Genomic DNA, 25,594 nt, shown 5'->3' with positions numbered 1-25,594 from the left:
CATAGCCATCCGGGCATAGTGGGAGCGGGCGGCGAGGACGGCCCGGCGCGTGCACCGTGCCGTCCGGCAACGGGAGCGACGAACCCGGTATGACCGTTCGGCGATAGGTGCGGACGAAGTAGGCATTACCCGCGCTGCCGCAGGCCAGGTGACGATACGGACCACTGCACGCCCGGAGCCGCCAGGGCACCGGCGATGACCAGGAGGACCAGTGGCCGCAAGCCAAGCAGTCCGTCCGGCGGACACCAGTGAGTTCTTCACCTGCCGGCGCCCGGAGGACTACCACCCCGACTGGCCGGGCTTCTACCGGCAGGCCGCGCGCCGCCGCCAGGAGCTGCGCTCACGGGTGCCCCACGAGGTCGACCTCGCCTACGGCCCCGACGCCCACCAGATCGTGAACGTCTACCACCCCGGGCCGTCCGCCGTCCCCACCGGTGCCGGAGCCGGCCACCGCCCGGTCATCGTGTACTTCCACGGCGGCCGCTGGCGCGAGGGCCACCCGGCCTACTACGACCACCTCGCCGGCCCCTGGGTGGACGCCGGCGCGGTCTTCCTGTCCTGCGGCTACCGGCTCGAACCGCGCCACACCGTCGCCGACGCCGTCGAGGACGCGGCCCTGGCGGTGCGGTGGGCACGGGCGAACGCCGCCCGTTACGGAGGCGACCCGGAACGCATCACGGTGGCCGGGCACTCCGCGGGCGGTCACCTCGCCGCGATGGTGACGCTGACCGACAGCGCCCCCTGCCCGGTGGCGGGCACCGTGTGCATGAGTGCGCCCACCGATGTGCGCGGCATGGTCGAAGACCCGGAGCAGGCCCTGCTGCTCAGCCCCGCACTGCGGGTGAGCCGCAGCCCCGAGCGGGTGGTGGTCTCCTTCGGCGATCCGGAGCCCAACCGCAAGACGGACGACGACTTGTGGCTGACCCGCCAGGGACGGCTGCTCGTCGAGGCGCTGACCGCCGCGGGCAGGCCGCCGGTGACCGTGGCGCTGACCGGGACGGACCACATCGGCACCGCCACCGCCTTCGCCGAACCGGAGTCTCGGTTGTTCGAGGCCGCACACCGGGTGGTTTTCGGAGGGACCCGATGAGCGAGGCCGAAAGAAGGGCGACGGAGAGTGGGCGGGCCAGCGTCCTGGCGAGTTTTCGCGGGATGCGCTTCGGCGTGGTGGGACTCGCCTTCCTCGCGGTGCTGCTCGACGGTTTCGACTCCGCGTCACTCTCCTTCGTGCTGCCCTCCCTGGCCGAGCAGTGGGACGTCGCCTCGGCCGACTTCACCCCGGCGGTGGTACTGACCAACATCGGCGTGGTGCTCGGCTACCTCGCCTCGGGCAGACTCGCGGTGCGGCTGGGCCTGCGGCGGATGCTGATCGCCGGGACCGTCCTGTTCGCCGCGGGCTCGATGGCCACCGCCCTGGTGCTTCCCATGCAGTCACTGGCCGCCCTGAGCACGGTCAGGCTGATCACGGGCATCGGACTCGGCGTGGTGCTGCCCGGCTCCGTCTCCCTCGCCGCCGCGCACCACCCGGACGAGCAACGGCAGTCGGTCTCCGTCACGGTCACCCTCGGACTCGCCGTCGGCGGGACGGTCGCCGGTGTCTTCGGCGGCAGTCTGCTGGCGTCGGTCGGGGCCACCGGGGTGTTCTGGATCGGCGGCGCGCTGCCGCTGCTGCTGGCCGTGCTGATGGTCCGGTGGCTGCCGGCCGCACCGGCGCCCGTGGCCGCGGACCGTGGGCCGGCCGCGCCCGGTGCCGACGACGCGGCGGCCGCCTCGCGCGAGGCACGGGTCGGCGCGCTGTTCGCACCCGGGCTGCGCGCGGCCACCGTACTGCTGTGGGTCTTCGCCTTTCTGGTCTTCATCGCCAGCTACACCCTCCAGTCCTGGGTACCGACCTTGCTGACCGGATACGGCTTCTCCGCCTCGCAGGCCCCGATCGGCCTGGCCTTCCTGAGCTTCGGCGGGGTCGTCGGCGGCATCGTGCTCCTGCTGCTCGCCGCCCGGCGGGGCATCGCGTTCGCCCTGATGGTGATGCCGGTGGTCGGGGCGGTGTCGATGGTCGCCGCGGCCACCGTCGGGACCGACCGCGCCGCGCTGCTGCTCGCGCTCGCCGGTTCCGGTGCGGGCGTCACGGCCAGTCAGATCGGCCAGCTCACCCTCGCGGTGGCCATGTACCCGCCGGCCACCAGGACCGCAGGAGTGGGCTGGGCCGCGGCCCTGGGCCGGGTCGGCTCGATCGTGGGTCCGGCCACGGCGGGTGTCCTGCTCGCGCTCTCGCTCCCCGGCGACGACATCGTGCTGCTGACTGCCGTTCCGGTGGTGGTGGCGGCCGTGAGCGCGGCTGTGCTGTGGCGTCTGCCCCACGCGGCCGACCGGACGGGCGGGGTGGAAGACGCGGAACGAACGCATCGGGAGGTGGCGGCGCGATGAGTGGTTGGTTCGATCTCGGCGACGTGGCGGTGGTTCCGGTCGTGGAGACACCGCGGCTGCTCATCGACCCGGAGGAGTTCTTCCCCGAACGCCCCGGCGTCCCCTCCGGCTGGGCCGCCGAGGAGCCCTGGTACGAGCCCGGGCAGGGACGGCTGGTCTTCGCCATGCAGGCCTTCCTGGTCGTCACCCCGGACGAGCGGATCCTGGTCGACGCCTGCGTCGGCGACGGCAAGCGCCGGGCCAGGCCGGAGTTCGACCGCCTGGACAGCGGCTGGTGGCAGCGGTTCACGGCGACCGGTCTCGCCGCCGACGACGTGTCCACCGTCGTCCTCAGCCACCTGCACGTGGACCACGTCGGCTGGGCGACACGCTGGTCGGACGGGCGCTGGACGCCGGCCTTCGCCAAGGCCCGGCACGTTCTGACCGCGCCGGAGTACGAGTACTGGCGGTCGGCTGCGGGGGCCGCGGCCATGACCCGGACCGGCGACTACCTGGCCGACAGCATCGAGCCGGTCGCCGACGCGGGGCTGTTGGATCTGACGCCCCCGGACGCCGAGCTGGGCCCGCACGTGCGGCTGTGCCCGGCACCGGGTCACACGCCGGGCAACACGGCCGTCCTGGTCACCGGCTCCCGGGCCCGGCTGCTGCTCACCGGCGACATCCTGCACCACCCGCTCCAGTTGATGGAGCCGGACGTCAGTACCCGGTACTGCGTCGACCCCGGGCTGTCGGCGCGCACCCGCAGACGGACGCTGGAATGGCTGGCCGACACCGGGACCGCGATGCTGCCCGCGCACTTCGCCGCCCCGTCCGCCGGCCGCGTCACCCCGCACGGCTCCGGGTTCGCCTTCGCCCCTGCCGCTGATCTCCATCGCCCGGGGCGGTACGTGCCGTCGGGCGGACCCCACGCCGGACAAGGGTCCGACGACTGACTCGGCACCCAGGAGGCCGTCGTCCGGGTCTCGGCGGGGTCCCGCTCTTGCGGGGCCCCGCCACGGGGTCAGACGGTGAGGACGAGCTTGCCCCGCAGGTGACCGTCGTCGAGCAGCCGGTGCGCGTCCGCGACGCGCTCGAACGGGAACGTCTCCTGCACGTGCACCCGGAGCCTGCCCTGTTCGACGAGCTGTACGAGACCTCGCAGGGCGACCGGGTCGGGGTCGACCGCGATGCCGCTGAAGCGCATGCCGGCCGCCTCGTACGCGGCGGCGAGCTCCGGGTCGTCCTCGGCGACCGCAGTCACCAGACGACCGCCCGGGCGGAGTACTCGCAGCGACCGCTCCGCGGTGTCGCCGCCGATCGTGTCGAGCACGAGGTCGATGTCGCGGGCCGCCTCGGTGAAGTCGGCCTCCGTGTAGTCGATCACCTCGTCCGCGCCGAATCCCTCGACGAACGTCCGTTTGCTCCCGCCGGCGGTGGCGATCACGTACGCGCCGAGCGCTTTGGCGATCTGGATCGCGACGTGTCCGACCCCGCCGCCACCGCCGTGGATCAGGACACGGTCGCCCTCGCTCACGCCACCGAGGTCGACCAGGCCCTGCCAGGCCGTGAGCCCGACGACCGGCAGCGCGGCTGCCTCGACGTGCGAGAGCGACGCCGGTTTGCGGGCCAGGTGCAGGGCCGGCGCCGACACGACCTCGGCGTACGCGTTCGCCGCCCGCGGGAACAGCGGCATCCCGAACACCTCGTCGCCGGGCCTGAACCGCCCGGTCTGCGCCTGCTGGACGACGCCGCTCATGTCCCAGCCGAGGATGAACGGCGGCCGGCCGAGCAGCGGGAACTCTCCGGCGCGCAGGCGCGCCTCCAGCGGGTTCAGCCCGATGGCCCTGACCCGGACGAGCACTTCCGTCGGCAGGGGCCGGGGCTCGGGAGCCTCCACGACGGTGAGCACCTCGGGGCCGCCGAGCGTGTGCTGTGTGATGACTCGCATGACTCTCCTGTCTGAGAGGGGGGAGAGAAACCACGCTAGGGATCCGAAAGGAACCGCCAGGTACCTTTGGCGCCATGAGCGATCTTCCTTCCGGCGACCTCTTTCTCGCCGACTGCCCGGCCCGTCTGGCGGTCGAGCTGATCGCCGACAAGTGGACGGTGGTCGTGCTCGCCGGCCTCAGCGAGGGACCGGTGCGCCATGGCGAGCTGGTCGGGCTGATCGGCGGCATCTCCCGCAAGGTGCTCACCCAGACGCTCCGACGGCTCGAGACGCACGGACTCGTGCGCCGTTGCGCCTATGCCGAGGCACCGCCCCGTGTCGAGTACGAGCTCACCCCGCTCGGGGCGACGCTGATCTCTCCGATCCACGTGCTGGCCGAATGGGCGAGGGAGAACGGCGACGCGGTACTCGCCGCACACGAAGCCGGTCCCGGAACGGCGGCCCACGGCGACTGAAGCCCGGCACCGGTCTCGCGTTGATCTGCGCCGTGGCGAGCGCCGCCGGCCGGGCGGGCCGCTCGCCGGCCGCCGTTACGGCGGCCGGCGAGTACCGGTGCAGCGGGTACGGCCTATTCGTGGGTTCCTGCGGGGTGCAGCCGCGGGGCGGGCGTGGGCGGGACGTCGCGCTGCACCGTCTCGCGGGCGAAGTAGACCGAGACGAGAGTGATGCAGCCGAGGACGACGATGTACAGGGAGATGGGCCAGGAGGAGTCGGTGGCCGCCAGGAGCGCGGTGGCGATGAGTGGCGAGAGGCCACCGGCGAACACCGAGGCGAGTTCGTGGCCGAGCGAGATGGCGCTGTAGCGCGAGCTCTTGCCGAACAGTTCGGTGAAGAAGCTGGGTTGGGTCCCGATCATGGCTCCGTGGCCGATGCCGATCGCCACGACGAGGGCGAGCCAGACGAGCACGGGGGTGCCGGTGTCCAGGAGCCAGAAGAAGGGGAACGCGAAGAGGATGAGCGTGACCGCTCCGGCCATGTAGACCGGCCGGCGGCCGATGCGGTCGGAGAGGGCGCCGAAGCCCACCATCGAGGCGCCTTCCACGACGTTCGCGACGATGATCCCGGTCAGCAGCAGACCGTTGCCGACCCCGATGTGCTTGCCGTAGGCGAGGGAGAAGACCAGGAAGATGTACGACGCTCCGTTCTCCGCCATGCGGGCGCCGGCCGTGATCAGGATGGAACGCGGATGGGTCTTCAGGGCGTGCAGGAGCGGCAGTCGCTGCTTCTCGCCCTCGTGCTGGACGCTCTGGAACTCGGGGGTCTCCTCGATCTTCAGCCGGATGACGAGTCCGACCAGCGCGGGGACGGCTCCCAGGAGGAAGGGGATGCGCCAGCCCCAGGAGAGGAACGCCTCGTCGGACATGGCCTGGACGGCGGCGAACACTCCGGCGGAGGTGACAAAGCCGAGGTTGATGCCGACCTGGCTCCAGGCCGAGTAGAAGCCGCGTCGTCCCGCTGGGGCGTGCTCGGTGATCATGAGGACGCTGCCGCCCCACTCGCCGCCGACCGCGATGCCCTGGAGGACGCGCAGCAGGGTGAGCAGGATCGGTGCCCACACGCCTATCTGGGCGTAGGTGGGCAGGGCACCGATGAGGAAGGTGGTGAAGCCCATGACCAGCAGGGTGATCACGAGCATGGGTTTGCGGCCCAGCCGGTCTCCGAAGTGACCGAAGACGATGCCGCCCAGGGGGCGGGCCGCGAAACCGACGGCGAACGTTCCGAAGGAGGCGAGGGTGCCGGCGAGGGAGCTGGCCTCGGGGAAGAAGAGGGTGCCGAGCACCAGGGCGGAAGCGGTGCCGTAGAGGAAGAAGTCGTACCACTCGAGTGCGGTTCCGGTCAGGCTCGCGATGGCGATCTTGCGGATCGACTGCGGTCCGGCTGCCGGTTTGTGCGGCGTGGTGGGGCTCATCTCGTCACCTCTGAATGAGGACGGTGGCCATCGGGATGCCGAAGGGCGCGCGGGGTCGTCCCGGTGGCCGGGGAAGGGGGATGTGCCGGGGCGGGGTCCGCCCGAGGGAAGGTCCGGTGACGGCCGCTGACGGCCAGGACCTGTCCGGGGACGGCCACCGCCCGTGCGGGAGCGGTGGCCGCGAACGTGGAGCGGAGGCCGACTCGCGCCTGAGGACGGTCTCGACGACGAGGCCCTCGGGGACGCCGCGTCGGCCGGCCCCCGGCCGACGCACGGGAGGCCGCGGTCGTCTTTCGCCGCTCGTCGCCGAACGGCGGCACAACGCGCTGCCCGGCGTCGCCGGCGCGCACCGGTTCAGCCGACGGCATGACGGGGAGGCCCGCGGAGCGCCACCGCACGGGACGGCAACGCGCAGCGGCGGTCCGGCCCCCGTCCGAGGGCTCCACTCATACCGGGCTCCCGGCCGCGATGACGCCGGTTCGGAGGAACCGCCGGGCCGCGGGCGCCGCGCGGCCGGCCACCGAGGCGTGCGTCTCGTGCGGACCGGCGACGACGACGCCGGCCACGGATTCGACGACGCCGGACAGCGATGCCCCGTCGGGGAGCCGGCCACCGCCGCAGTCCCGGCACTCGCTCACGCACCGGCTCCTTCCGAGCGGACCGTGGCGGGCCGGTCGCGCCGCAGCACGACACCGGCCGCCTCGCGGTCCCAGTCGGCGCGGTCTGCTCCCCACTCCCTCAGCACGGTCTTGCGGACCTTGCCGTTCTCGGTCAGCGGCAGTTCCGGGCACAGTGCCACGAAGCGGGGTATCGCGTAGTAGGCCAGCCGGGGCTCGCAGAAGGACACCAGCTCGGCGAAGTCGATCTCCTGCCCCTCGACCGGGACCACGGCGGCCATCACCTCGTCCTCGCCGAGTTCTGAGTCCACCGCGTACACGGCGACGTCGCGGACACCGGGGTGCTGTGCGAGGACGCTTTCGACCTCGACGGAGGAGATGTTCTCGCCGCGGCGGCGGATCACGTCCTTGATGCGGTCGACGAACCTGATCCATCCGTCCGCTTCGATCACCATCCGGTCACCGGTGTGGAACCACAGGTCCTGCCACGCGGCGACGGTGGCCTCGTGCATGCGGTGGTAGCCGGAGGCGAAGGCGAAGGGCTGTTCGCTGCGCAGCAGGAGTTCGCCCGGTGTGCCGGGCGGGACGTCGAGCCCGTTCTCGTCGACCACGCGGGCGGAGAAGCCCTCCTGAAGGACTCCGACGAACCCCGGCCGCTGCTCGGTCCGGCTCGCGGAGATCACCGCGTTGGTCTCGGTCGAGCCGTAGCCGTCGATGAGGACGACACCGAACCGCTCCTCGAACTCCCGGAGCAGCCCGGCGGGAGTGGCCGGCGCCAGCGCCGCGGTCACCCGGTGCGCCCGGTCGTGCGCTCCGGGCGGCCGGCCCGCCAGGATGCTGATCATGGCACCCAGCAGATAGGTGCAGGTCGCCCCGCTCGCCGTTACGTCCGCCCAGAAGCGGGAGGCCGAGAAGCGCGGGCCGATGACGTACTGCGCACCGCTGACCAGCGCCTGGCTGAAGGCGTTGAGCGCGTTCGTGTGGAACAGCGGCAGGCAGGTGTGCAGAACGTCGGCCGAGGTGATGCCGAGCTGGGCCGTGACGTTGCGGCCCCACCAGTAGAACTGGGCGTGCGGGCAGACGACCCCCTTGGAGACCCCGGTCGTGCCCGAGGTGTAGAGGATCACCGCGGGATGGCCGGGGCCGACGGCCACGGGCTCCACGGCGCGGCCGTCGTCCGGGACCGGATCGACGGGAACCGGCAGTACCGAGCCGGCCCCGTCCTCGTCCAGCAGCCAGATCTGGCGCAGCTCGGCGGTGCTCGGCAACGCCTCCACCTGCGCGAGGAAGGGGTGCTCCAGAACCAGCAGCTCCGCCTGGGAGTTGGTGAGGATGTGGTGGAGCTGCTCACCGCGCGCGGCGGTGTTGATCGGCACCGCGACGGCACCGATCCACGCGCAGCCCAGGATGAGGTCCAGCAACTCGACCCGGTTGGACGCCATCAGCGCCACCCGGTCTCCCCTCTCCACCCCGTGCCGGCGCAGCATGCCGCCCGCGACGGCGACCCGTTCGAGCATCTGGGCGGCGGTCCTCCGTGTCTCACCGCAGCGCAGCAGGATGCTGTCCGGGGTGACTTCCGCGCGCCACCGCAGCAGTCCGGAGACGCTCGCGCGGGTGAGATCGGGCACGTCGGTGACGTCGCTCATGACAGTTCCTCTCGGGGCCGGCCGCTCGACGGCACGAAGGCGACGGGACGGCCGGACGTGTCGGGATGGTCGGTGAGTTCCACGACGTCACCGGGCTGGACCGAGCCGTGCAACCTCGCCACGAGCAGCGGTTCGGGGTCGCAGGCCACCGACGCGATGACGACGTCGCCGAGGTGGGTAAGCTGCTCGACCACCCCGCGCTCGACGTGAGCGGGGGCCAGGTCCGCGCCCCCGCAGCGGGGGCACAGCAACCGGGCGGGGAACCAACGGCCGCCGCACGTACGGCAGTTCTGCACGATCACACTCATTCGGCCGCCTCCAGAAGCCCCGCGGTGGCGCACGCACCGTAGCGGTAGAGCACCATTCCGTATCCGCTGAACAGGCCGAGACGGGCGTCGACCTGCCGCTGCCCGGCCTGGCCGCGCAACTGCCGCACGATCTCCACGAGTCCGTGCATGCCTCCCGCGGCACCCGGCTGTCCGGCCGAGAGCTGTCCGCCGGAGGTGTTGACGGCCAGCTCGCGGGTGGCCAGGCGCTCGGCGACGAAGGACGGCATGTCGCCGCCGGCGACCAGACCGAGGTCCTTGAGCTGCGCGAGCGCCATGGCCGGGTAGTCGTCGTAGACGCTGACCACGTCGACGTCGGCGGGCCCGTGGCCGGCGGTCTCCCACAGCTCGGGCGCGCAGTCGGCCAAGCCGGTGACCAGGCCGTCGCCTGTCTGGTCATCGGTGTTGTAGCGGGCCGAGACGGTCAGCACCCTGGCCCGGCGGGTGCCCGCGGCCCGTTCGTCGGCCGCGACCACCACGGCATCGGCGCCCGTGACCGGGGGTACGCAGTCGTACCGGCCGAGGGGTTCGGCGACCATGGGAGCGTTCAGGTAGTCGTCGAGCGTCATCGGCCCGCGGTACACGGCGCCGGGGTTGAGGCGCGCCCATGCGCGTTGGGCCACCGCGAGCCGCCCGTAGTCGGCGCGGGTGAGTCCCTCGGCCGCCATCTGACGCTGGGTCAGCAGGGCGAAGAGGGCGTTCGGTCCGAGCATGTCCAGCGGAACCAGGTGCTCGGCGGTCGCCCGGTTGTACTCGGCCACCATCTTCAGGTGTACCTGACGGTCCATCAGGTCGCCTGCCGCGAGCACCACGACCGAGGCGTCGCCGGACTCCACGGCCCGCACGGCGTGCTGCAGCATCGTGCCGGCGCTCGCGCCGCCGTTGGTGTCCTGCATCAGCCAACGCAGCCGCAGCCCGAGCCGCCAGGCCAGGTCGACCGCGTGGTCGGGACCGAGGGTGAAGCTGCAGACACCGAAGCCGTCGACGTCGGAGGTCTTGAGGTTCGCGTCGGCGAGTGCGCGGCGCACCGCGTCGGCGAGCACCCCTTCCGTGGTCGTGCCGGGTGCCGGATGCCGGGTGTAGGGCGACTCACCGGCGCCGACGACGGAGACACCGCTTGCCGTCTTTCTCATCAGAGCTCGCTCTCCCATGTCGCGAAGGGTCGGGGGCGTTCACGCCGGGGTGTCTCAGTGCCCGAAGGCCTCGTGCAGCCACCAGGAACCCCCGTCCGAGGTGATCTTGGCGTCCAGCACCATGGGGCGGACGGGGCCGGCCAACAGCCACTCCTTCACGGCGTGCAGGTCCTCGGGCCCCCGGACGGTCAGCGCCTCGCAGCCGTGTCCTGCGGCGAGCGCCGCGATGTCCGTGTCGGGGAAGGTCACCGTGTCGAGGCCACTCGCACCGGCCCCGAAGTGATGCACCTCGGCGCCGTACATGGCGTCGTTGTAGACGACGATCAGCATGGGCAGCCCCAGGCGTACGACGGTCTCCAGCTCCGACAGGCCCATCAGGAAGCCGCCGTCACCGCAGGCGGCCACGGGCAGCCGGTCCGGCTGCGCCAGCGCCGCGCCGATCGCGGTCGCCAGGCCGAGGCCGACGGACTGGAACGCCTGGGTGAAGCAGAACCCGTACTCGTCGGGAACGTCGAGGTACATGCTCGGGTAGCCGAGGAAGTTGCCCGAGTCCACGGAGACGATCCGCTCGGTGGGCAGGATGTCGTTGAGCGCGACGGTCAGGCTGCGAGGGTCGATCCGTCCGTCCCCCGAGGCGTCCTCGAATCCGAGCTGGTTCCAGCGCAGGCCGGACCGGATCCGCTCGGCCACGTCCGGAGTGCGGTACCCGGTGCGCCCGCCGGGCGAGTTCGCCCGCAGCCACGCGGTCGTGGCCCGGGCCGTTCCCGCGACACCGCCCCACAGCCCGAGGTCCACGTCACGGTGGAGGCCGATGGCTCCCGGTTCGAGGTCGACCTGGACGACGGTCGCGTCCGGTGCGATGAGCCTGCCGTGCCGCATCGTCCACATGTTCAGGGCGCAGCCGAAGCCGACCAGCAGGTCCGCGCCGGAGACGAGTTCGGCCGTCAGCGGCGAGGAGAAGCCGCCCGAGACGTCGATGTTCCAGGCGTCGCCGTTGAACATCCCTCGGGCGACGGCGGATGTGGCCAGGAGTGCGCCCGTCTCGGCGGCCAGTTCGCGCACGGCATCCCCGGCGCCCGGGGAACGGCCGCCGCGTCCGACGACGAAGACCGGCCGCTCGGCGCGCTCCAGCAACCGGGCGAACGCGGCCGTCTCGGTGTCGTCGGGCCGCGGTTCGGCGACCCGGCGGTACTCGCGGGCCGGGGGCGCTGCCTCCAGGGGCGCGTCCTGGACGTCGATGGGAACGTTGAGGACGACCGTGCGCCGCTGGTGGCGGCAGATCGCGAAGGCCCGTGCCACGTCGTCGAGGGCCGTCGCGGGCGACCGGACGCGCAGCGCGACCGCCCCGACACCGACCGCGATCGCCGCCTGGTCGAGCGCGAAGTTCGAGGTGGGATCGGCGGCTTCGGCGGTCAGCACCAGCAGCGGCGTCCTGCTCTTCGCGGCCTCGGTGATGCCGGTGAGGGCGTTCGTGTAGCCGCACCCCTGGTGCAGGGAGACCACGGCGACCTCGTCGGACATCCGGGCGTAGGCGTCCGCCATGGTGGCCGCGCCGCCTTCGTGACGGGCGGCGACGAACCGTGCGCCACCGCGCACCATCGCGTCGGTGAAGTGGAAGTTGCCGCTGCCGACCACGCCGAAGACCGTCCGGACTCCGAGGTCGGTGAGCTGTCTGCCGATGGCTTCGTGGACCAGCACGGTCACTGGACTTCTCCGTTCTCGATGAGCGCCAGAACCCGTGCCGGACTGCCGGACCCTCCCGCGATGCGGAGCGGAGCGACGATCAGAACGGCGCCGGTGACGGGCAGCCGGTCGAGGTTCTGCAACTGGGTGATTCCGTACTTCCCCGCGCCCAGCAGGTAGTGGTGCGCCGGGAACTGGGGGGTGAAGGTGAACGCCTGCCCGGCGTCGGTCCCGACCGTCTCCACTCCGAGTCCGACGACCGGTGACTCCTCGGCCAGCCAGCGGGCGCACTCGGCCGTGATGCCGGGCGTGTGCGGCCCGCTCCCGTCGGCGTTGAGGAACAGTTGCTGATCGTGCGAGCGCGCGGCCCAGCCGGTCCGGTAGAGCAGCCAACCGCCCTTCGGCAGCGGGCCGTTGTGGTGCTGCCACTCCTCCAGGTGCTCGGGTGTCAGCAGGAAGTCGGGGTCGGCGGCGCACTCGGCGGTCTTGTCGACCACGACAGCGGGCGCCACCAGGCGCCGGACCGGTACGTGCGCCACGTCCCCCTTGCCGGCGCCGGTGATCCAGTGGCACGGCGCGTCGAAGTGGGTGCCCACGTGCTCACCGGTGTGAATGCCGTTCTGGTAGGACGTGCGCCCCCGCTCGTCGTACCGTGCGAGCTCCTCCAGCTCGAAGTGCGGGATCGGCGCCATGTCCGGCGGAAGGTCGAGCACGGGCGTCGACGGCGACAGGAGGGCGGTCAGGTCGACCACGTCGACGCCGCCGGACGCCAGGGCGGACGTCAGGCCGCCCAGCGGGCCCTCGGCGGAGAGTGTCCAAGACATGGCCTCATCATTTGGCAGAGATTCGGCCTTGACTAATGCTTCTCCGGTCGCCGTCATGCGTGTTTGGCTATAGCGAGGACCAACACCATGTTACGGAGAGATGTCGAGCCATGAACGTGGATCACTTTCTGGATGGTCGGCTGAAACTGCGCCACCTCGTTCTCCTGACCGTGGTGGCCGACGAAGGCACCCTGGTCGGTGCCGCCAGAGCGATGCACGTCACCCAACCGGTCGTGACCCGCAGCCTCCAGGAGATGGAGACGATCATCGGGGCCAAGCTCTTCGCCAGGGGGCCGCGCGGCGTCCGCCCGACCCAGTACGGCGACATCCTCATCGAGCACGCCCGCGTGGTGGTCGGCAATGTGCAGGCCGCGGCCGGGCGCATCCACGAGCTCCAGCGTGTCGGCATGGAGCCCGTGCGGGTCGGCACCATTCTCGCCGGCGCGCACCTGCTGCTGCCCCAGACCCTCATCCGCCTCAAGAAGGCCCACCCGCATCTCACCGTCTCGGTCGTCGAGGCGATGCCCGAGGAACTCGCCCTGCAACTCTCCCGAGGCGAAGTGGACGTGCTGGTCGGTCGAATCCCGTCGCCGGGCCCGAGCGCCGCGCTGCGTCACGTGCGGCTCTACGAGGAGCCGGTGCGCCTCGTCGTCCGGCATCAGCACCCCTGCCTCGGCACACCCACCAGCGGCATCGAGGACCTCATGGATCTGCCGTGGATCCTGCCCGGCCGGAACAGCCAGCTGCGCCAGGAGATCGACGAACTCTTCGAGCGCCGGGGACTGCCTCTGCCCGCCAACGTCATCGAGTGCTCGACGATCCTCACGCTGCGGACGGTCCTGCTGGAGACAGACGCCGTCGCTCCCCTGCCCATGCTGATCGGCGCACGGGACCCGCTGCTCGCCGTGCTGCCCCTGGGGCTCGACACCGTGCCGCGCGAGATCGGGATCACCACGCTCGCCGACCGGCGGCCGTCCGCGAGCACCAGGCTCCTGATCAAGGAGATCGTCGCGGTCGCCCGGGAGACCGACCCGGTGCTGTCGGAATCACGGCGATGACGACAGTCGCCGACCCCGAGGCACCTTCGGTCACGCAGTGTCACCGCGAGGGGTGCCCCGGTCCCGTACAGTCGAAACGTCGCGATGCCCCGGAAAGAAGACCCCCTTGAGCAACGACGCGCCGAGCGGCGTCCTGAGCAAGGCACTCGCAGTGCTGCAGGCGTTCACCGTCGAGGACACCACCCTGGGCTTCACCGAACTGCGGAGCCGTACGGGGTTCGCGAAGAGCACCCTGCACCGGGTGCTCGGCGACCTCGTGGCGGCACGGCTCCTGGACCGCGTCCAGGAACGTTACCGCCTGTCGGGACTCGTCTTCGAGCTGGGGATGCGCGCGTCCGTGGAGCGCGGGCTGCTCGAAGTGGCCACGCCGTTCCTGGAGGACCTGTACGTGCGCACGCACGAACTCGTGCACCTGGGCACCCGTGAGGGAACGGAGGTCGTCTACGTCGCCAAGATGGGCGGCCACCGCCAGGCCCACTCACCGTCGCGGCTCGGCGGCCGCATGCCGTTGCATGCCACGGCCCTCGGGAAGGTGCTGCTGAGCCACGCCCCTGCCGACGTGCGGGAGGCCGCGCTGCGCGGGCCCCTGGAGCGCAAGGCGCCGCGGACCATCACCAACGTCGACGTGCTGACGCGCCAGCTTTCCGACGTCGTCACCAACGGTGTGGCCTTCGAGTACGAGGAGTCGGCGGTCGGCATCGTGTGCGTGGCCGCCGGGATCTTCGGTCCGTCGGACGAGATCGTGGCGGCGGTCAGCGTGACGGGCCCGGTGCACCGGTTCCAGCCCGCCCGGCACGCCACCAGTGTGCGGGCCGCCGCGGCGGGGATCTCCGCGACGCTCGGCCGCCGGGCGGAGCTGCGCAACCACTGACCGGTGACCGAGTTCCGCGAGGCGGAACTCCGTGCTGGGCGTGCGACGGTCCCCGTGTTCAAGCTGTGGGCATGAACGAGTTCCCTCCCGGCGACGACGCCGTGGCGCGGGCCGCCGACCGTCTGCTGCGGGCCGCCGCCGACCGTGTTCCCTGTCCCCCGGTCCGCGATCTGATCGGCAGCGACGACGTGAAGGCGGCCTACGCCGTCCAAGAGCTGCTGACCGCGCGCCGCCTCGAAGCGGGCGGCCGTGTCACCGGCCGCAAGATCGGCCTCACCTCCCCCGCCGTGCAGCAGCAACTGGGCGTGGACCAGCCGGACTTCGGTGTGCTGTTCGCGGACATGCGCGTCGCGGACGGGGCGTCCGTACCGGTCGGCGAGCTGCTGCAGCCGAAGGTCGAGGCGGAGATCGCGTTCGTACTGGGCGCCGACCTCGCCGGAGGACCGCTCGACGCCGCGCAGGTCCGGGCCGCGGTGGCGCACGCCGTCCCCGCTCTGGAGATCGTGGACAGCCGGATCGCCGGCTGGGACATCACCTTCGGCGACACCGTCGCGGACAACGGCTCCTCCGCGCTCTACGTTCTCGGCACCCCGGCCAGGCCACTCACCGAGTTCGAGCCGGCCGAGGCCGTCATGTCCCTCCAGCGGGGCGGAGAAACCGTCTCCACGGGCAACGGTGCGGCCTGTCTGGGCGATCCGCTGGCCGCCCTGGCCTGGCTCGCCCGCACCGCCCGCGACGTCGGCGATCCGCTGCGCGCGGGCCAGGTCGTGCTGTCCGGCGCGCTCGGCCCGATGGTGCCCGCCGCGGCCGGAGACGCGTTCAGCGCCTCGATCACCGGACTGGGCACCGTCTCCGTCCGCTTCCACGCTTCCGGCGACGAAGGAGCCCGCGCATGAAGACCAAGGTTGCCGTCATCGGCTCGGGCAACATCGGCACCGACCTGATGATCAAGGTGCTCCGCCTGTCGGACACCCTGGAGATGGGGGCGATGGTCGGCATCGACCCCGCCTCCGACGGCCTCGCCCGCGCCGAGCGACTCGGGGTCCCCGTGACCGCCGAGGGCGTCCGGGGACTGCTGGCGATGGACGGCTTCGAGGACATCAAGATCGTCTTCGACGCCACGTCCGCGAAGGCACACGTGGCCAACGCCGCCGCGCTCGCCCCGTACGGCAAGCAGCTCATCGACCTCACCCCCGCCGCCATCGGCCCCATGGTGATCCCCGCGGTGAACCTGGACGACCACGTCGGCGCGGACAACGTGAACATGGTGACGTGCGGCGGACAGGCCACCATTCCGGTCGTCGCCGCGATCTCCTCGGTGGCGCCGGTCCCGTACGCGGAGATCGTCGCCTCGATCGCGTCGAAGAGCGCCGGGCCCGGCACCCGCGCGAACATCGACGAGTTCACCGAGACGACCAGTCACGCCATCGAGACCGTCGGCGGCGCCGAGCGCGGCAAGGCCGTCATCATCCTCAACCCGGCCGAGCCGCCGCTGATCATGCGCGACACCGTGCTCGCGCTCGTGGACGCGCCCGACGAGGCCACCCACGAAGCGATCCGTACGGCGGTCGCACAGCGGGTCGACGAGGTGTCGGCGTACGTGCCGGGCTACCGCCTCAAGCAGCAGGTGCAGATCACCCCCGTCCCCGCCGACCAGCCGGTGCACACCCTCACCCGGGCCGCGGCCACCCACCAGGTGTCCGTGTTCCTGGAGGTCGAGGGCGCGGCCCACTATCTCCCCGCCTACGCGGGGAACCTCGACATCATGACCAGCGCGGCCCTGCGGATGGCCGAGGCCATGGCCGCCCGCGCCACCGAACTCCAGGGAGCCGACGCATGACCACCGACAGGCTGTTCATCCAGGACGTCACCCTGCGCGACGGCATGCACGCCATCCGGCACCGCATCGAGCCCGGGCAGGTGGGCCGGATCGTGGCCGCGCTCGACGCGGCCGGCGTCGACGGCATCGAGGTGTCCCACGGCGACGGACTCGCCGGCGGCTCGCTCAACTACGGCCCCGGCAGCCACACCGACTGGGAGTGGATCGAGGCGGCGGCCGCGCACATCGAGAACGCCCGCCTCACCACTCTCCTGCTGCCCGGCATCGGCACCATCGAGGAGCTCAAGCAGGCGTACACGCTCGGCGTGCGCTCCGTGCGGGTGGCCACGCACTGCACCGAGGCGGACGTCTCGGCCCAGCACATCGCCACCGCGCGCGAGCTGGGCATGGACGTGTCGGGCTTCCTCATGATGAGCCACATGGCCGACGCCGGAACGCTGGCCGGGCAGGCCAAGCTCATGGAGTCCTACGGCGCCCACTGCGTCTACGTCACCGACTCCGGCGGCCGGCTGATGATGGACGGCGTGCGCGAGCGGATGCGTGCCTACCGCGACGTCCTGGACCCGGCCACGGAGATCGGGATCCACGCCCACGAGAACCTCTCCCTCGCGGTTGCCAACTCCATGGTCGCGGTCGAGGAGGGCGTGACCCGCGTGGACGCCTCCCTGGCCGGTCAGGGCGCGGGCGCGGGCAACTGCCCCATCGAGCCGTTCGTCGCGGTCGCCGATCTCAACGGCTGGAAGCACGGCTGCGATCTCTTCGCCCTTCAGGACGCGGCCGAGGACCTGGTGCGCCCGCTGCAGGACCGGCCGGTCCGGGTCGACCGCGAGACGCTCACGCTCGGCTACGCCGGGGTGTACGGCTCCTTCCTGCGCCACGCCGAGGCGGCGGCCGAGCGCTACGGCGTCGACGTCCGCACGATCCTCGTCGAGGTCGGCAAGCGCGGGCTCGTCGGCGGGCAGGAGGACATGATCGTCGACGTGGCGCTGGGGCTCGCGCGGGCGAGCTGACGTCCCGCACGACGCGGGGCAGGACCGGGCGGGCCCGCACGGCCCTGCCCGGTGCGCCCGGGTCAGTTGCCGGGGTGCTCCATGTCGAGCACGATCTTGCCCACCGCCGCGCCCGAGCGCAGCCGCTCCACCGCCTCGCCGAGCGCGCCCATCCCGTAGGTCTCGTACGGCAGTGTCAGCGCGCCGGACGACAGGTCCGGCAGCAGGCCCAGCACCTCGGAGGCGACCTCCGGGGTGCGGCTCATCATGTTCACGGGCAGGAGGGAGACGTCGGCGAGGAAGAAGTCCGCGAGGTCCAGCGTCAGTTCGCGGCCGGCCGTGTAGCCGAGGAGCGCGGCCCGGCCCCGCGGGCGGACCAGGGCGAGAGCGCTGCGCAGGACCTGGCCGCCGACCGTGTCGATCAGGACGTCGGCCCTGCCGCCGATCGCTTCCTCGGAGAGGTCGGCGGCGAGCAGCGTCCTGGCCACGCCGGGTACGTGCCGCAGCTTCGCCGGGCGGCCGACCACGCCGATCACCTCGGCGCCGGCGCGAGCCGCGAGCTGCACGGCCACGGCACCGACCGCGCCGGACGCGCCGGTGATCAGCACCCGCTCCCCCGGCCGCACCCGGGCGATCGAGTGGACGGTCGCCCAGGCGGTGCCGACCGGGGAGAAGTAGACGCAGGCCAGAGCGGGGTCGGTCCCCTCCGGCATGGTCTCCGCGGCGGCGTCCGGCACGAGCGCGTGCTCGCCCCAGGCGCCGTCACGGCTGAGGCCGAGCCCCTCGCCCCGCAGCCGCACCAGGGCACCCTCGGGGTGCGTGTCCGAGGCGACGACGTAGCCGCTGCCCTGGGTTCCGGGGATGAACGGCAGCTCGGGCAGGATGCCGAACTGCCCGTCGAGAATGTTCAGGTCCAGGTGGGCGGCGGTGGCCGCCGCCACCCGGACGAGGGTGTGCCCGGGGCGGTGCTCGGGCACGGTACGTTCCCCGAGCCCCGGCAGAGTGCCGAACTCCTCCAGGAACAGGGCGCGCGACGTGGTCGAAGCGGTGCTCACGTGCTGACTTCTCCGTTCTCCCCCGCACGGGACCGTGCGCTTCTCCCGTGGATCGCTACGGCCCCCGTCACACCCTAGCCCGATACTTGTGCACTACAGGCATCGCGATGAGTCCGCCACGGCCGGCGCGGCCCCTCGGGCCGGGGCCCAGTATTCTTTCGGTCATGCGGGTACAGGCTGCGGCATGATCGACGGTCTCGAACGGGCCGTGCGGGTGCTGGATCTCTTCTCCTCCGACGCTCCCGAGTGGACGGTCAGCGACGTGTGCCGCGCACTCGGCCTCCCCAAGACGACGGTCTGGGACTACATGCAGAGCATGGCCGCTCTCGGCCTCCTGCGCCGCACGGGCCGCGGCCGCTACCGGCTCGGGTGGCACTCCTTCCAACTGGGCCTCCGCGCCCGGATGACCTCCGAGATCTCCGGTCCGGCCTGGTCGGAGATGCGCGACCTGGTCGACCTCCACCACGAGACGGTGCACCTGGCGGCCCGCCACCACAGCGAGGTCGTCTACCTGGAGAAGATCGCACCGCACACCGGAGTACGCGTCAACGCGACCCGCGTGGGCGAACGGCTTCCGGCCCACTGCACAGCGGAGGGCAAGGTGCTGCTGGCGTATCTCTCGCCCAGTGAACTGCGCGGCCTCTACGGCGAGCCGGAGCCCCTCACCTCCCGTTCCCACACCACCCTCCCGGCGCTGGAGAGGGAGCTGTCCGCCGTCCGCGAGCAGGGGTACGCCGTGGACGTCGAGGAGGCCGTCGAGGGCATGTGCTGTGTCGCCGCACCGATCAGCAACCGGCACGGCGACGTGTCGTGGGCACTGAGCATGAGTTTTCTGGAGTACCGGCTGCCCACCCATGGGGACGCGTACGCCCGGGCCGTGGTCGAGGCGGCTCGGCGTCTGTCCGAACACGCACCGTGACCCGCCCCGTCGCCCCGGCCGGCTCCCGGGCGGCGGCGCTCCGGCGTCTGTTCGGCTGAGCCGAACAACGCGTTGTCGGCGGATGTGAGGCGGGCTACCGTCTCGAAAACACCGCCCCCTTCGTGAATCCCGGGTGCGGTTCACACCGGCCGCCGTGATCACGCATGCCGGATTTGCAACTGATGCGCTCACGTTCTCCCGCGCGTACCCGGCTCAATGCAATGGAGTTTTCCCGATGACGCACGTAAGCAACAACGCGAGTCGACGGATCGGAATCGACATCGGAGGCACTTTCACCGATCTCTTCGTGATCGAAGGGAATGGCGAGTCCCGCATCTACAAGTCCCCGACCACCCCGCACGACCCTTCCGTCGGATTGCTGAACGGACTGGCCAAGGCGGCCGACAGCTTCGACGAGTCGTTGGAGGAATTCCTCGGCGGGGTGTCCACGATCGTGCACGGCACGACGATCGCGACCAATGCCGTCCTGACCCGTCAGGGAGCGAAGACGGGCTTCGTCACGACGCACGGCTTCCGCGACCTGCTGAACATGCGCCGCGGCATCCGGGAGCGCCAGAACGACTCCAAGTACGCGCCACCGGTTCCGCTCGTCCCCAGGGACCTCGTCGCCACAGTGCGCGAACGTGTCGACGTTTCCGGCAATGAGGTCGTGGAACTGCACGAGGAGGACGTGCGCGCGGCAGCGCGTCATTTCCGCGAACAGCGCGTCGAGGCGGTCGCGGTCTCCTATCTGTGGTCCTTCCTGAACTCCGCTCACGAGCGGCGAACCGCAGAGATCCTGCGCGCGGAACTCCCCGGCGTCTTCGTCACGGTCTCCAGCGACGTGGTGCCCCAGATCCGCGCCTACGAGCGGCACAGCACCACGGTGTTGAACGCTTTCGTCGGCCCGAAGCTGCGGAACTACCTGGCGAGCATCGAGCGGAAACTGACGGACCGCGGATTCGGCGGAACCCTGCTCATCGTGCAGTCCAACGGCGGGGTGATGTCGCCCGAGGTCGCCAGTGACTCGGCCGTCAACGCGCTCATGTCCGGCCCGGCGGCCGCGCCCGGCGCAGCCCTTCAGTACGCCCGCCGGCACGGCTCCGAGGATGTCATCGCCGTCGACATGGGAGGCACCAGCTTCGACGTCGCCCTGGTGCGTGGCGGCGAGTCGCTGCTCACCAGTGACAGCGAGATCGGCGGCTACCGGGTCGCCCTTCCCATGCTGGACATCCACACCGTGGGCGCGGGCGGCGGTTCACTGGTGTGGGTGGACTCCGGCGGCATCCTCCGGGTCGGTCCGCAGAGCGCCACGGCCAACCCGGGCCCCGCCTGCTACGGCCGCGGTGGCGAGAACCCCACGACCACGGACGCGGACCTCCTCATGGGTTACCTGAACCCGGACATGTTCGGGGACGGCGCCTTCACCCTGGACGTGGACGCGGCCCGCACGGCCGTCGAGGAGAAGGTCGCGAAGCCGCTGGGGCTCTCGGTCACCGAAGCGGTCGAAGGCATCTACCGCGTGGTGAACGCGACCATGGCCGAGGCCGTGAGCGCCGTGTCGGTCAAGCGCGGTGTCGACCCCCGGGAATTCACCATGGTGGTCGCCGGCGGCGCCGGCCCGATCCACGCCGTGCCGATCGCCCAGGAACTCGGCATCAGCCGCATCGTCGTCCCTCGCGAATCGTCGGTGTTCTGCGCCGTCGGCACCCTTCTGACCGACCTCAAGCACCTGTACGCGCGCACCTTCGTCTCGGACATGGCCTCCCTCGACCTGGACCGGGTCGGCGAGCTGTACCGGGAGATGCGCAACGAAGCCGTCGAGACGCTTCGTTCGGAGAACGTGGCGGACGGCGACATCGACCTGGCCTTCAGCGCCGACGTGCGTTACATCGGCCAGTTCACCGAGATCGAGGTTCCCGTGGCCTTCGACGGCGACCTGACCCGGGAGTCGCTCAAGCAGTTGGTCATCGACTTCGAGCACAAGCACGAGGCCCTCAACGGTTACGCCATGCCGGGGCAGGACACCGAGCTGATCAACGTGCGCCTCACCGCGTTGGGCCGCACCGCCAAGCCCGCCCTCGCCGACCACGCGTCCGCGGGCACGGACCCCTCCGCCGCGCTCAAGGGCGTCCGTGAGGCGGTCTTCTCGGGCTCGGCCGTCCGGACCGACGTCTACGACGGCCTCGCCCTGCGCCGTGACAACCGCATCCTCGGCCCCGCGATCATCGAGCAGCCCACCACCACCGTCGTCCTCCTCGAGGGCTACGCCATGACGGTGGACTCGCAGGGCAACTACGTCATCGAGCCGGCGAACCGACCGGCCTGAAGGGAATCAATCAGATGACACAGACGCACCCCACGTCCAACCCCATTCTCGTGGCCGTGATCGGCAGCGCCCTGGACGGCATCACCAGCGAGATGGGCCAGACGATGCTGCGCACGTCCCGCTCGCCCATCTTCGTGGAAGCCCGCGACTTCGCGACCTCTCTCTTCAGCGCCGACTGCCGGCTGCTCGCGCAGACCCACTACATTCCCGTCATCGGCGGGGCGACGCCCTTCGCCCTGCGCGCCATCGCGGAGTTCTTCGGCGACGACGTGAACGACGGCGACATCTTCATCCACAACGACCCGTTCGACGGCGGCTCGCATCTGCCGGACATCACCATCGCCCGGCCGGTCTTCTGGAACGGTGAGCTCGTCTTCTGGGCGACGACCAAGGGGCACAACGTCGACGTCGGTGGCGGCGGTGTCGTCGGGTTCAACCCCGGCGCCCGGGACGTCCTTGAGGAGGGAATCCGCATCCCTCCGGCCCGCGTCGTCGAGAAGGGCGAACTGCGGCGTGACACCTGGGAACTCATCCTGTCCAACGTGCGGATGCGCGACCTGGTGGAGAGCGTGCTCAACTGCCAGATCGGGGCCACCGCGATCGGCGAACGGCGGCTCAAGGCGCTCCTGGAGAAGTACGGTGCGCAGACCATCGGCGAGGCCACCGACGAGCTGCTGCAGGCGAGCGCACGCCAGGTCCGCGCCGCGATAGCCGAGATTCCCGACGGGGAGTACAGCGCCGAGGCGCTGCTCGACAACGACGGCATCGACAAGGGCCGCTCCTACCGGATCGCCCTGACGATCAAGGTCGTCGGCGAGAACCTGACCTTCGACTTCAGTGAGAGCGACGAGCAGGCCAAGGGCTTCATCAACAGCACGATCGCCAACACCGTCTCCTCGGCCCATCTGGCCCTGTTCGGCTGCATCGACCCGGACATCCGCTACAACGCCGGTGCGACCGAACCGATCGACGTCGTCGCCCCCGCCGGTTCCATCACCAACGCCGACGACCCGGCACCGGTCGCCGCGTGTACCGTCCCGACCTGTGAGGCCATCGCCTCGGCGGTCTGGGTGGCTCTCTCCAAGGCCGTGCCCAGCCGCGCCCACGCCGGCTGGGCCCGCTGGTGCACGCCTGCCACGATGGGGACCAACCCCCGCACCGGACGTCACTTCGGCGACCTGCACTTCCTGGGCAAGGGCGGCAGCGGTGCCACCGAGGGCTTCGACGGCTGGGACCACCTCTCCCCCTCGAACACCCTGGGCGGACTGCGCACTCCCGACCCCGAACTGCACGAGCTGGACACGCCGTACCTGCTGGAGGAGCTCGAGTACCTCCCCGACAGCGCGGGCGCCGGCCAGTGGCGCGGCGGCCTCGGCGTGCGTTACCGGTGGCGGGTACTGGCCGACAACATCGCCTGCGCCACCTACGGCAGCGGCTTCATGCCCGAGACCGCGCCCGTGGGCCTGCTCGGCGGAAAGCCCGGCATCGTGCAGAGTCTGACCCTGACCCGCGCCGGCGCCGACCCCGTCGAGGTCGAGTCGAACTCGTTCTACACCCTCAACAAGGGCGACGTCTTCGAGGTCGTCGCGAGCGGTGGCGGCGGGTTCGGCGACCCGCGTCTCCGTCCCGCCGAGCTGGTCCTGCGCGACGTCCGGGAAGGCGTGGTCTCGATCGACGCCGCCCGCACCGTCTACGGCGTCGACATCGACCCGGACGCCCTGGAGGTCCGTCAGGACGAGACCCGGGCCCTGCGCCTCAAGGGCTGACCGCCCCACCCCGTTCCTTCCTCCGAGCAACAAGGGAAACCTCACCATGGCCAACATCAGCCTCGCCGTGGCCGCGAGCCACGCTCCAGGCCTGATCGGCATGTTCGACCAGGCACCCCGGGAATCGCAGCAGGTCGTCAGCGCCGCCTACGGTTCGCTGGCACGACAGATCCGTGACGCCGACCTCGATGTCATCATCATGGTCGCCAACGACCACATGGCGAACAACCGCATCCGGGAGTACCCGGACTTCGTCGTCGGCATGGCGCCCGAGCACCGCGGCCCGGCCGAGTTCTTCAAGGACTGGCTGGCGTGCGGCGAGTACCGGATTCCGGGCCGCCCGGACATCGCCGAGAAGATCCTCAACGGCCTGAACCGACGGGGCGTACGTGTCTCGGCGACCCGCGAGAATCTCAACTTCGACGACAACATTTCGGTTCCCGTGGTCAAGACCGGGATCGAGGCCAGCGGCGTTCCGATCATCCCCGTCCTTCAGAACGTCACCGTTCCCCCCTTCCCCGACCAGTACCGCTGCTACGAGATCGGTCAGCATCTGGCCGACCTCATCGAGAACGACCTGCCCTCCGACCTGCGCGTCGGCCTCTTCGCCACCGGCGGCATGAGTCACGAGCCCGGAGGCGTCCGGGACTTCTGGATCGACGAGGACTTCGACAACTGGTTCCTCGGCCTGCTCGGCAACGGCGACCACCGCAAGGTCCTCGCCGAGGTCACCCTGCAGCGCCTGGAGGAGGCCGGCAGTGGTGGTACCGGAGAGCTGCTGAGCTGGATCCTCGTCATGGGGGCGACGGGCGAGCGGCGTTGCAACGTCCTCGGATACACCGCCTGGGACAAGTGGCGCTGCGGCATCGGCGCCGTCAGCTGGGACATGACCTCGGCGCCCGCCGGTCGTTGAAGAGGGAGATCATCATGAGTCTGGAAAGCATCAACCGAGCCCTGGTCTCCCACGATCTGGTCCAGGACCTGAAGTGGAACGCCGACCTGCGCCGGGAGTTCGAGGAGAACGAGTCGTCCGTGCTCGACCGCTACGAGCTGACCCCGGCCGAACGCACCGCCATCGAGGAGCGGGACTTCCGCACCCTCTACGACCTCGGGTTCCACCCCTACCTCGGGGCGCAGTTCGCCCGGATCCTGTTCGCCAACAACAAGTCCGGCGCCACCAGCGCCGTCCAGCATCTGCTGGCCTCGATCCGTCGGGAGCCGGCTCCGGAGCGCGGTGAAGCGAGCCGGACGTGACGCAGGAGACCTCCTGCCCGGCCCCGGCCGAGCCGCCGGGGCCGGGGCGCCGCGTCCACCAGCTCCCCGCCGGACCGGACACCGTGCGTGTGGGTGTGATCGATCCGGCCGCGCCGCCGGTGCTCACGGTCGACCCCGGCGACGAGGTCGCCCTGTCGACCTGGGGGCACTGGGGCGATCGCGTGACACCTCAGACCGTCATGGAAGACTTCCCGGCCCTCCGGGCGGCCTTTCCGGAGGCGCTGGGGCCCCACTCCCTCACCGGCCCCGTCCACGTCCGCGGAGCGCGTCCCGGCGACGCCCTGGTGGTGGACGTGCTGGCCCTGACGCCGGCAGCGCACGGATTCAACCTGGTGGTGGCCCAGCCCCGGGGCAGGGGAGTGCTCCGCGACCGTTTCCCCGCGGGAGCGATCCGCCACTTCGAGCTGGACCGCGGTTCCATGACCACCACGCTCGGCGGCAAGGTGCGTGTCCCGCTCAAACCGTTCCTGGGCATCATGGGAGTGGCCCCGGCCGAGGACGGTGTGCGGAGCACGGTGGAACCCGGCCCTTTCGGCGGCAACATGGACCTCTCCGAACTCGTCGTCGGAGCCCGGCTCAGACTGCCGGTCTTCCGGGACGGCGCGGGCTTCTACTGCGGTGACGGCCACGCGGTCCAGGGGGACGGAGAGGTGAACCAGACCGCCATCGAGACCGGCATGGACCACGTCCGGCTGCGTTTCACGGTGGAGCGGGGAGTACGGCTGCGTACCCCCCGGGTCGAGACCGGGACTCATTTCGTCTCCACCGGTTTCGGGACGAACCTCGAGGACGCCGCCCACGACGCGGTCGACGACCTGGTGAACTGGCTGGTCGAGGAAGGACTCGAGCCGGAAGAGGCGTACAGCCTCTGCTCCATCGCCGCGAGTGTCCGCGTGACCCAGATGGTGAACGGCGTCGTGGGTGTGCACGCCGTCGTCGAGAAACTCACCCGCCGGCCGTGACCGGCACCTCGGCCCGTGCGGGACAGCACAGTGAAAGG

Annotated in this window: 24 protein-coding genes; 15 read left to right on the top strand and 9 right to left on the bottom strand. The window is 71.2% G+C overall.

Features of this window, described 5'->3' with window-relative positions; genetic code table 11:
- Positions 1–211: 211 nt before the first annotated feature.
- From IG88_RS40105 to IG88_RS0101070, 3 genes are read left to right on the top strand one after another with little or no spacing between them, the layout of a single operon-like run.
- Positions 212–1,090 (top strand): alpha/beta hydrolase, encoded by an 879-nt coding sequence (locus IG88_RS40105; protein WP_051851715.1) that lies wholly within the window; start codon positions 212–214, stop codon positions 1,088–1,090.
- Positions 1,087–2,427 (top strand): MFS transporter, encoded by a 1,341-nt coding sequence (locus IG88_RS0101075; RefSeq protein ID WP_078861371.1) that lies wholly within the window; start codon positions 1,087–1,089, stop codon positions 2,425–2,427. The genes IG88_RS40105 and IG88_RS0101075 overlap by 4 nt, the downstream gene beginning before the upstream one ends.
- Complete coding sequence (locus tag IG88_RS0101070) at positions 2,424–3,359, top strand: MBL fold metallo-hydrolase (protein WP_051851713.1); 936 nt, start codon at positions 2,424–2,426, stop codon at positions 3,357–3,359. The genes IG88_RS0101075 and IG88_RS0101070 overlap by 4 nt, the downstream gene beginning before the upstream one ends.
- A gap of 68 nt (positions 3,360–3,427) precedes the next feature.
- On the opposite strand, the gene IG88_RS0101065 is transcribed toward IG88_RS0101070, so the two are convergent.
- Positions 3,428–4,354 carry an NADP-dependent oxidoreductase gene (locus IG88_RS0101065; RefSeq protein WP_031033804.1) on the bottom strand — a complete coding sequence of 309 codons (927 nt, stop codon included), beginning with the start codon at positions 4,352–4,354 and terminating at the stop codon, positions 3,428–3,430.
- Between the two features lie 74 nt (positions 4,355–4,428).
- Here IG88_RS0101065 and IG88_RS0101060 point away from each other — a divergent pair, with 74 nt between their 5' ends.
- Positions 4,429–4,809 carry a winged helix-turn-helix transcriptional regulator gene (locus IG88_RS0101060; protein WP_031033802.1) on the top strand — a complete coding sequence of 127 codons (381 nt, stop codon included), beginning with the start codon at positions 4,429–4,431 and terminating at the stop codon, positions 4,807–4,809.
- Between the two features lie 113 nt (positions 4,810–4,922).
- Here the strand turns inward: IG88_RS0101060 and IG88_RS0101055 are convergent, their stop codons facing one another.
- The 7 genes from IG88_RS0101055 to IG88_RS0101025 form a co-directional block, all read right to left on the bottom strand.
- Positions 4,923–6,263, bottom strand: coding sequence for an MFS transporter (locus IG88_RS0101055; protein ID WP_051851712.1), 1,341 nt, complete (start codon positions 6,261–6,263; stop codon positions 4,923–4,925).
- 446 nt (positions 6,264–6,709) lie between these two features.
- Positions 6,710–6,901 (bottom strand): hypothetical protein, encoded by a 192-nt coding sequence (locus IG88_RS0101050; RefSeq protein ID WP_031033798.1) that lies wholly within the window; start codon positions 6,899–6,901, stop codon positions 6,710–6,712.
- Positions 6,898–8,526 (bottom strand): ATP-dependent acyl-CoA ligase, encoded by a 1,629-nt coding sequence (locus IG88_RS0101045; protein WP_051851711.1) that lies wholly within the window; start codon positions 8,524–8,526, stop codon positions 6,898–6,900. The genes IG88_RS0101050 and IG88_RS0101045 overlap by 4 nt, the downstream gene beginning before the upstream one ends.
- Positions 8,523–8,834: a zinc ribbon domain-containing protein gene (locus IG88_RS0101040; RefSeq protein WP_158853737.1), complete on the bottom strand. Its 312-nt coding sequence runs from the start codon at positions 8,832–8,834 to the stop codon at positions 8,523–8,525. Before IG88_RS0101040 ends, IG88_RS0101045 begins: the two co-directional genes overlap by 4 nt.
- A complete protein-coding gene (locus IG88_RS0101035; protein ID WP_031033790.1) occupies positions 8,831–9,985 on the bottom strand; it encodes a thiolase family protein in 1,155 nt (384 codons plus the stop codon). The genes IG88_RS0101040 and IG88_RS0101035 overlap by 4 nt, the downstream gene beginning before the upstream one ends.
- A gap of 54 nt (positions 9,986–10,039) precedes the next feature.
- Positions 10,040–11,689 carry a thiamine pyrophosphate-binding protein gene (locus IG88_RS0101030; RefSeq protein WP_324608987.1) on the bottom strand — a complete coding sequence of 550 codons (1,650 nt, stop codon included), beginning with the start codon at positions 11,687–11,689 and terminating at the stop codon, positions 10,040–10,042.
- Positions 11,686–12,492, bottom strand: a complete 807-nt coding sequence (locus IG88_RS0101025; RefSeq protein ID WP_051851709.1) for a cyclase family protein — start codon at positions 12,490–12,492, stop codon at positions 11,686–11,688. The genes IG88_RS0101030 and IG88_RS0101025 overlap by 4 nt, the downstream gene beginning before the upstream one ends.
- A gap of 110 nt (positions 12,493–12,602) precedes the next feature.
- On the opposite strand from IG88_RS0101025, the gene IG88_RS0101020 reads away from it, so the two are divergent.
- The 5 genes from IG88_RS0101020 to dmpG all read left to right on the top strand — a co-directional run bounded on the left by IG88_RS0101020 (position 12,603) and on the right by dmpG (position 17,271).
- On the top strand, positions 12,603–13,550 hold the full coding sequence (locus tag IG88_RS0101020; RefSeq protein ID WP_031033784.1) for a LysR substrate-binding domain-containing protein: 948 nt from the start codon (positions 12,603–12,605) through the stop codon (positions 13,548–13,550).
- A gap of 106 nt (positions 13,551–13,656) precedes the next feature.
- Positions 13,657–14,421, top strand: a complete 765-nt coding sequence (locus tag IG88_RS0101015) for an IclR family transcriptional regulator (protein WP_031033782.1) — start codon at positions 13,657–13,659, stop codon at positions 14,419–14,421.
- 71 nt (positions 14,422–14,492) lie between these two features.
- A complete protein-coding gene (locus IG88_RS0101010) occupies positions 14,493–15,317 on the top strand; it encodes a 2-keto-4-pentenoate hydratase (protein WP_031033779.1) in 825 nt (274 codons plus the stop codon).
- Positions 15,314–16,261, top strand: coding sequence for an acetaldehyde dehydrogenase (acetylating) (locus tag IG88_RS0101005; RefSeq protein WP_031033778.1), 948 nt, complete (start codon positions 15,314–15,316; stop codon positions 16,259–16,261). Before IG88_RS0101010 ends, IG88_RS0101005 begins: the two co-directional genes overlap by 4 nt.
- Entirely contained in the window at positions 16,258–17,271 is a 1,014-nt protein-coding gene (gene dmpG, locus IG88_RS0101000) for a 4-hydroxy-2-oxovalerate aldolase (protein WP_031033775.1), read from the top strand. Before IG88_RS0101005 ends, dmpG begins: the two co-directional genes overlap by 4 nt.
- 62 nt (positions 17,272–17,333) lie before the next feature.
- Here the strand turns inward: dmpG and IG88_RS0100995 are convergent, their stop codons facing one another.
- The gene (locus IG88_RS0100995; protein WP_031033765.1) at positions 17,334–18,305 is read right to left on the bottom strand and encodes a quinone oxidoreductase family protein; all 972 of its coding nucleotides are present in this window, start codon (positions 18,303–18,305) and stop codon (positions 17,334–17,336) included.
- Between the two features lie 184 nt (positions 18,306–18,489).
- Here IG88_RS0100995 and IG88_RS0100990 point away from each other — a divergent pair, with 184 nt between their 5' ends.
- From IG88_RS0100990 to IG88_RS0100965, 6 genes are all read left to right on the top strand, one after another.
- Positions 18,490–19,224, top strand: coding sequence for an IclR family transcriptional regulator (locus IG88_RS0100990; RefSeq protein ID WP_037835152.1), 735 nt, complete (start codon positions 18,490–18,492; stop codon positions 19,222–19,224).
- A gap of 235 nt (positions 19,225–19,459) precedes the next feature.
- A complete protein-coding gene (locus IG88_RS0100985; RefSeq protein ID WP_031033760.1) occupies positions 19,460–21,553 on the top strand; it encodes a hydantoinase/oxoprolinase family protein in 2,094 nt (697 codons plus the stop codon).
- Positions 21,554–21,567: 14 nt separating this feature from the next.
- On the top strand, positions 21,568–23,319 hold the full coding sequence (locus tag IG88_RS0100980; RefSeq protein WP_051851708.1) for a hydantoinase B/oxoprolinase family protein: 1,752 nt from the start codon (positions 21,568–21,570) through the stop codon (positions 23,317–23,319).
- A gap of 46 nt (positions 23,320–23,365) precedes the next feature.
- Positions 23,366–24,232, top strand: a complete 867-nt coding sequence (locus IG88_RS0100975) for a hypothetical protein (RefSeq protein ID WP_031033756.1) — start codon at positions 23,366–23,368, stop codon at positions 24,230–24,232.
- A gap of 14 nt (positions 24,233–24,246) precedes the next feature.
- Entirely contained in the window at positions 24,247–24,573 is a 327-nt protein-coding gene (locus IG88_RS0100970; RefSeq protein WP_051851707.1) for a hypothetical protein, read from the top strand.
- Complete coding sequence (locus IG88_RS0100965; protein WP_051851706.1) at positions 24,570–25,556, top strand: acetamidase/formamidase family protein; 987 nt, start codon at positions 24,570–24,572, stop codon at positions 25,554–25,556. The genes IG88_RS0100970 and IG88_RS0100965 overlap by 4 nt, the downstream gene beginning before the upstream one ends.
- Positions 25,557–25,594 lie beyond the last annotated feature (38 nt).

The organism is Streptomyces sp. NRRL F-5650, from assembly GCF_000721365.1.
GTDB classification, from domain to species: domain Bacteria; phylum Actinomycetota; class Actinomycetes; order Streptomycetales; family Streptomycetaceae; genus Streptomyces; species Streptomyces ardesiacus.
This window is presented reverse-complemented; position numbering and strand designations above follow the sequence as displayed.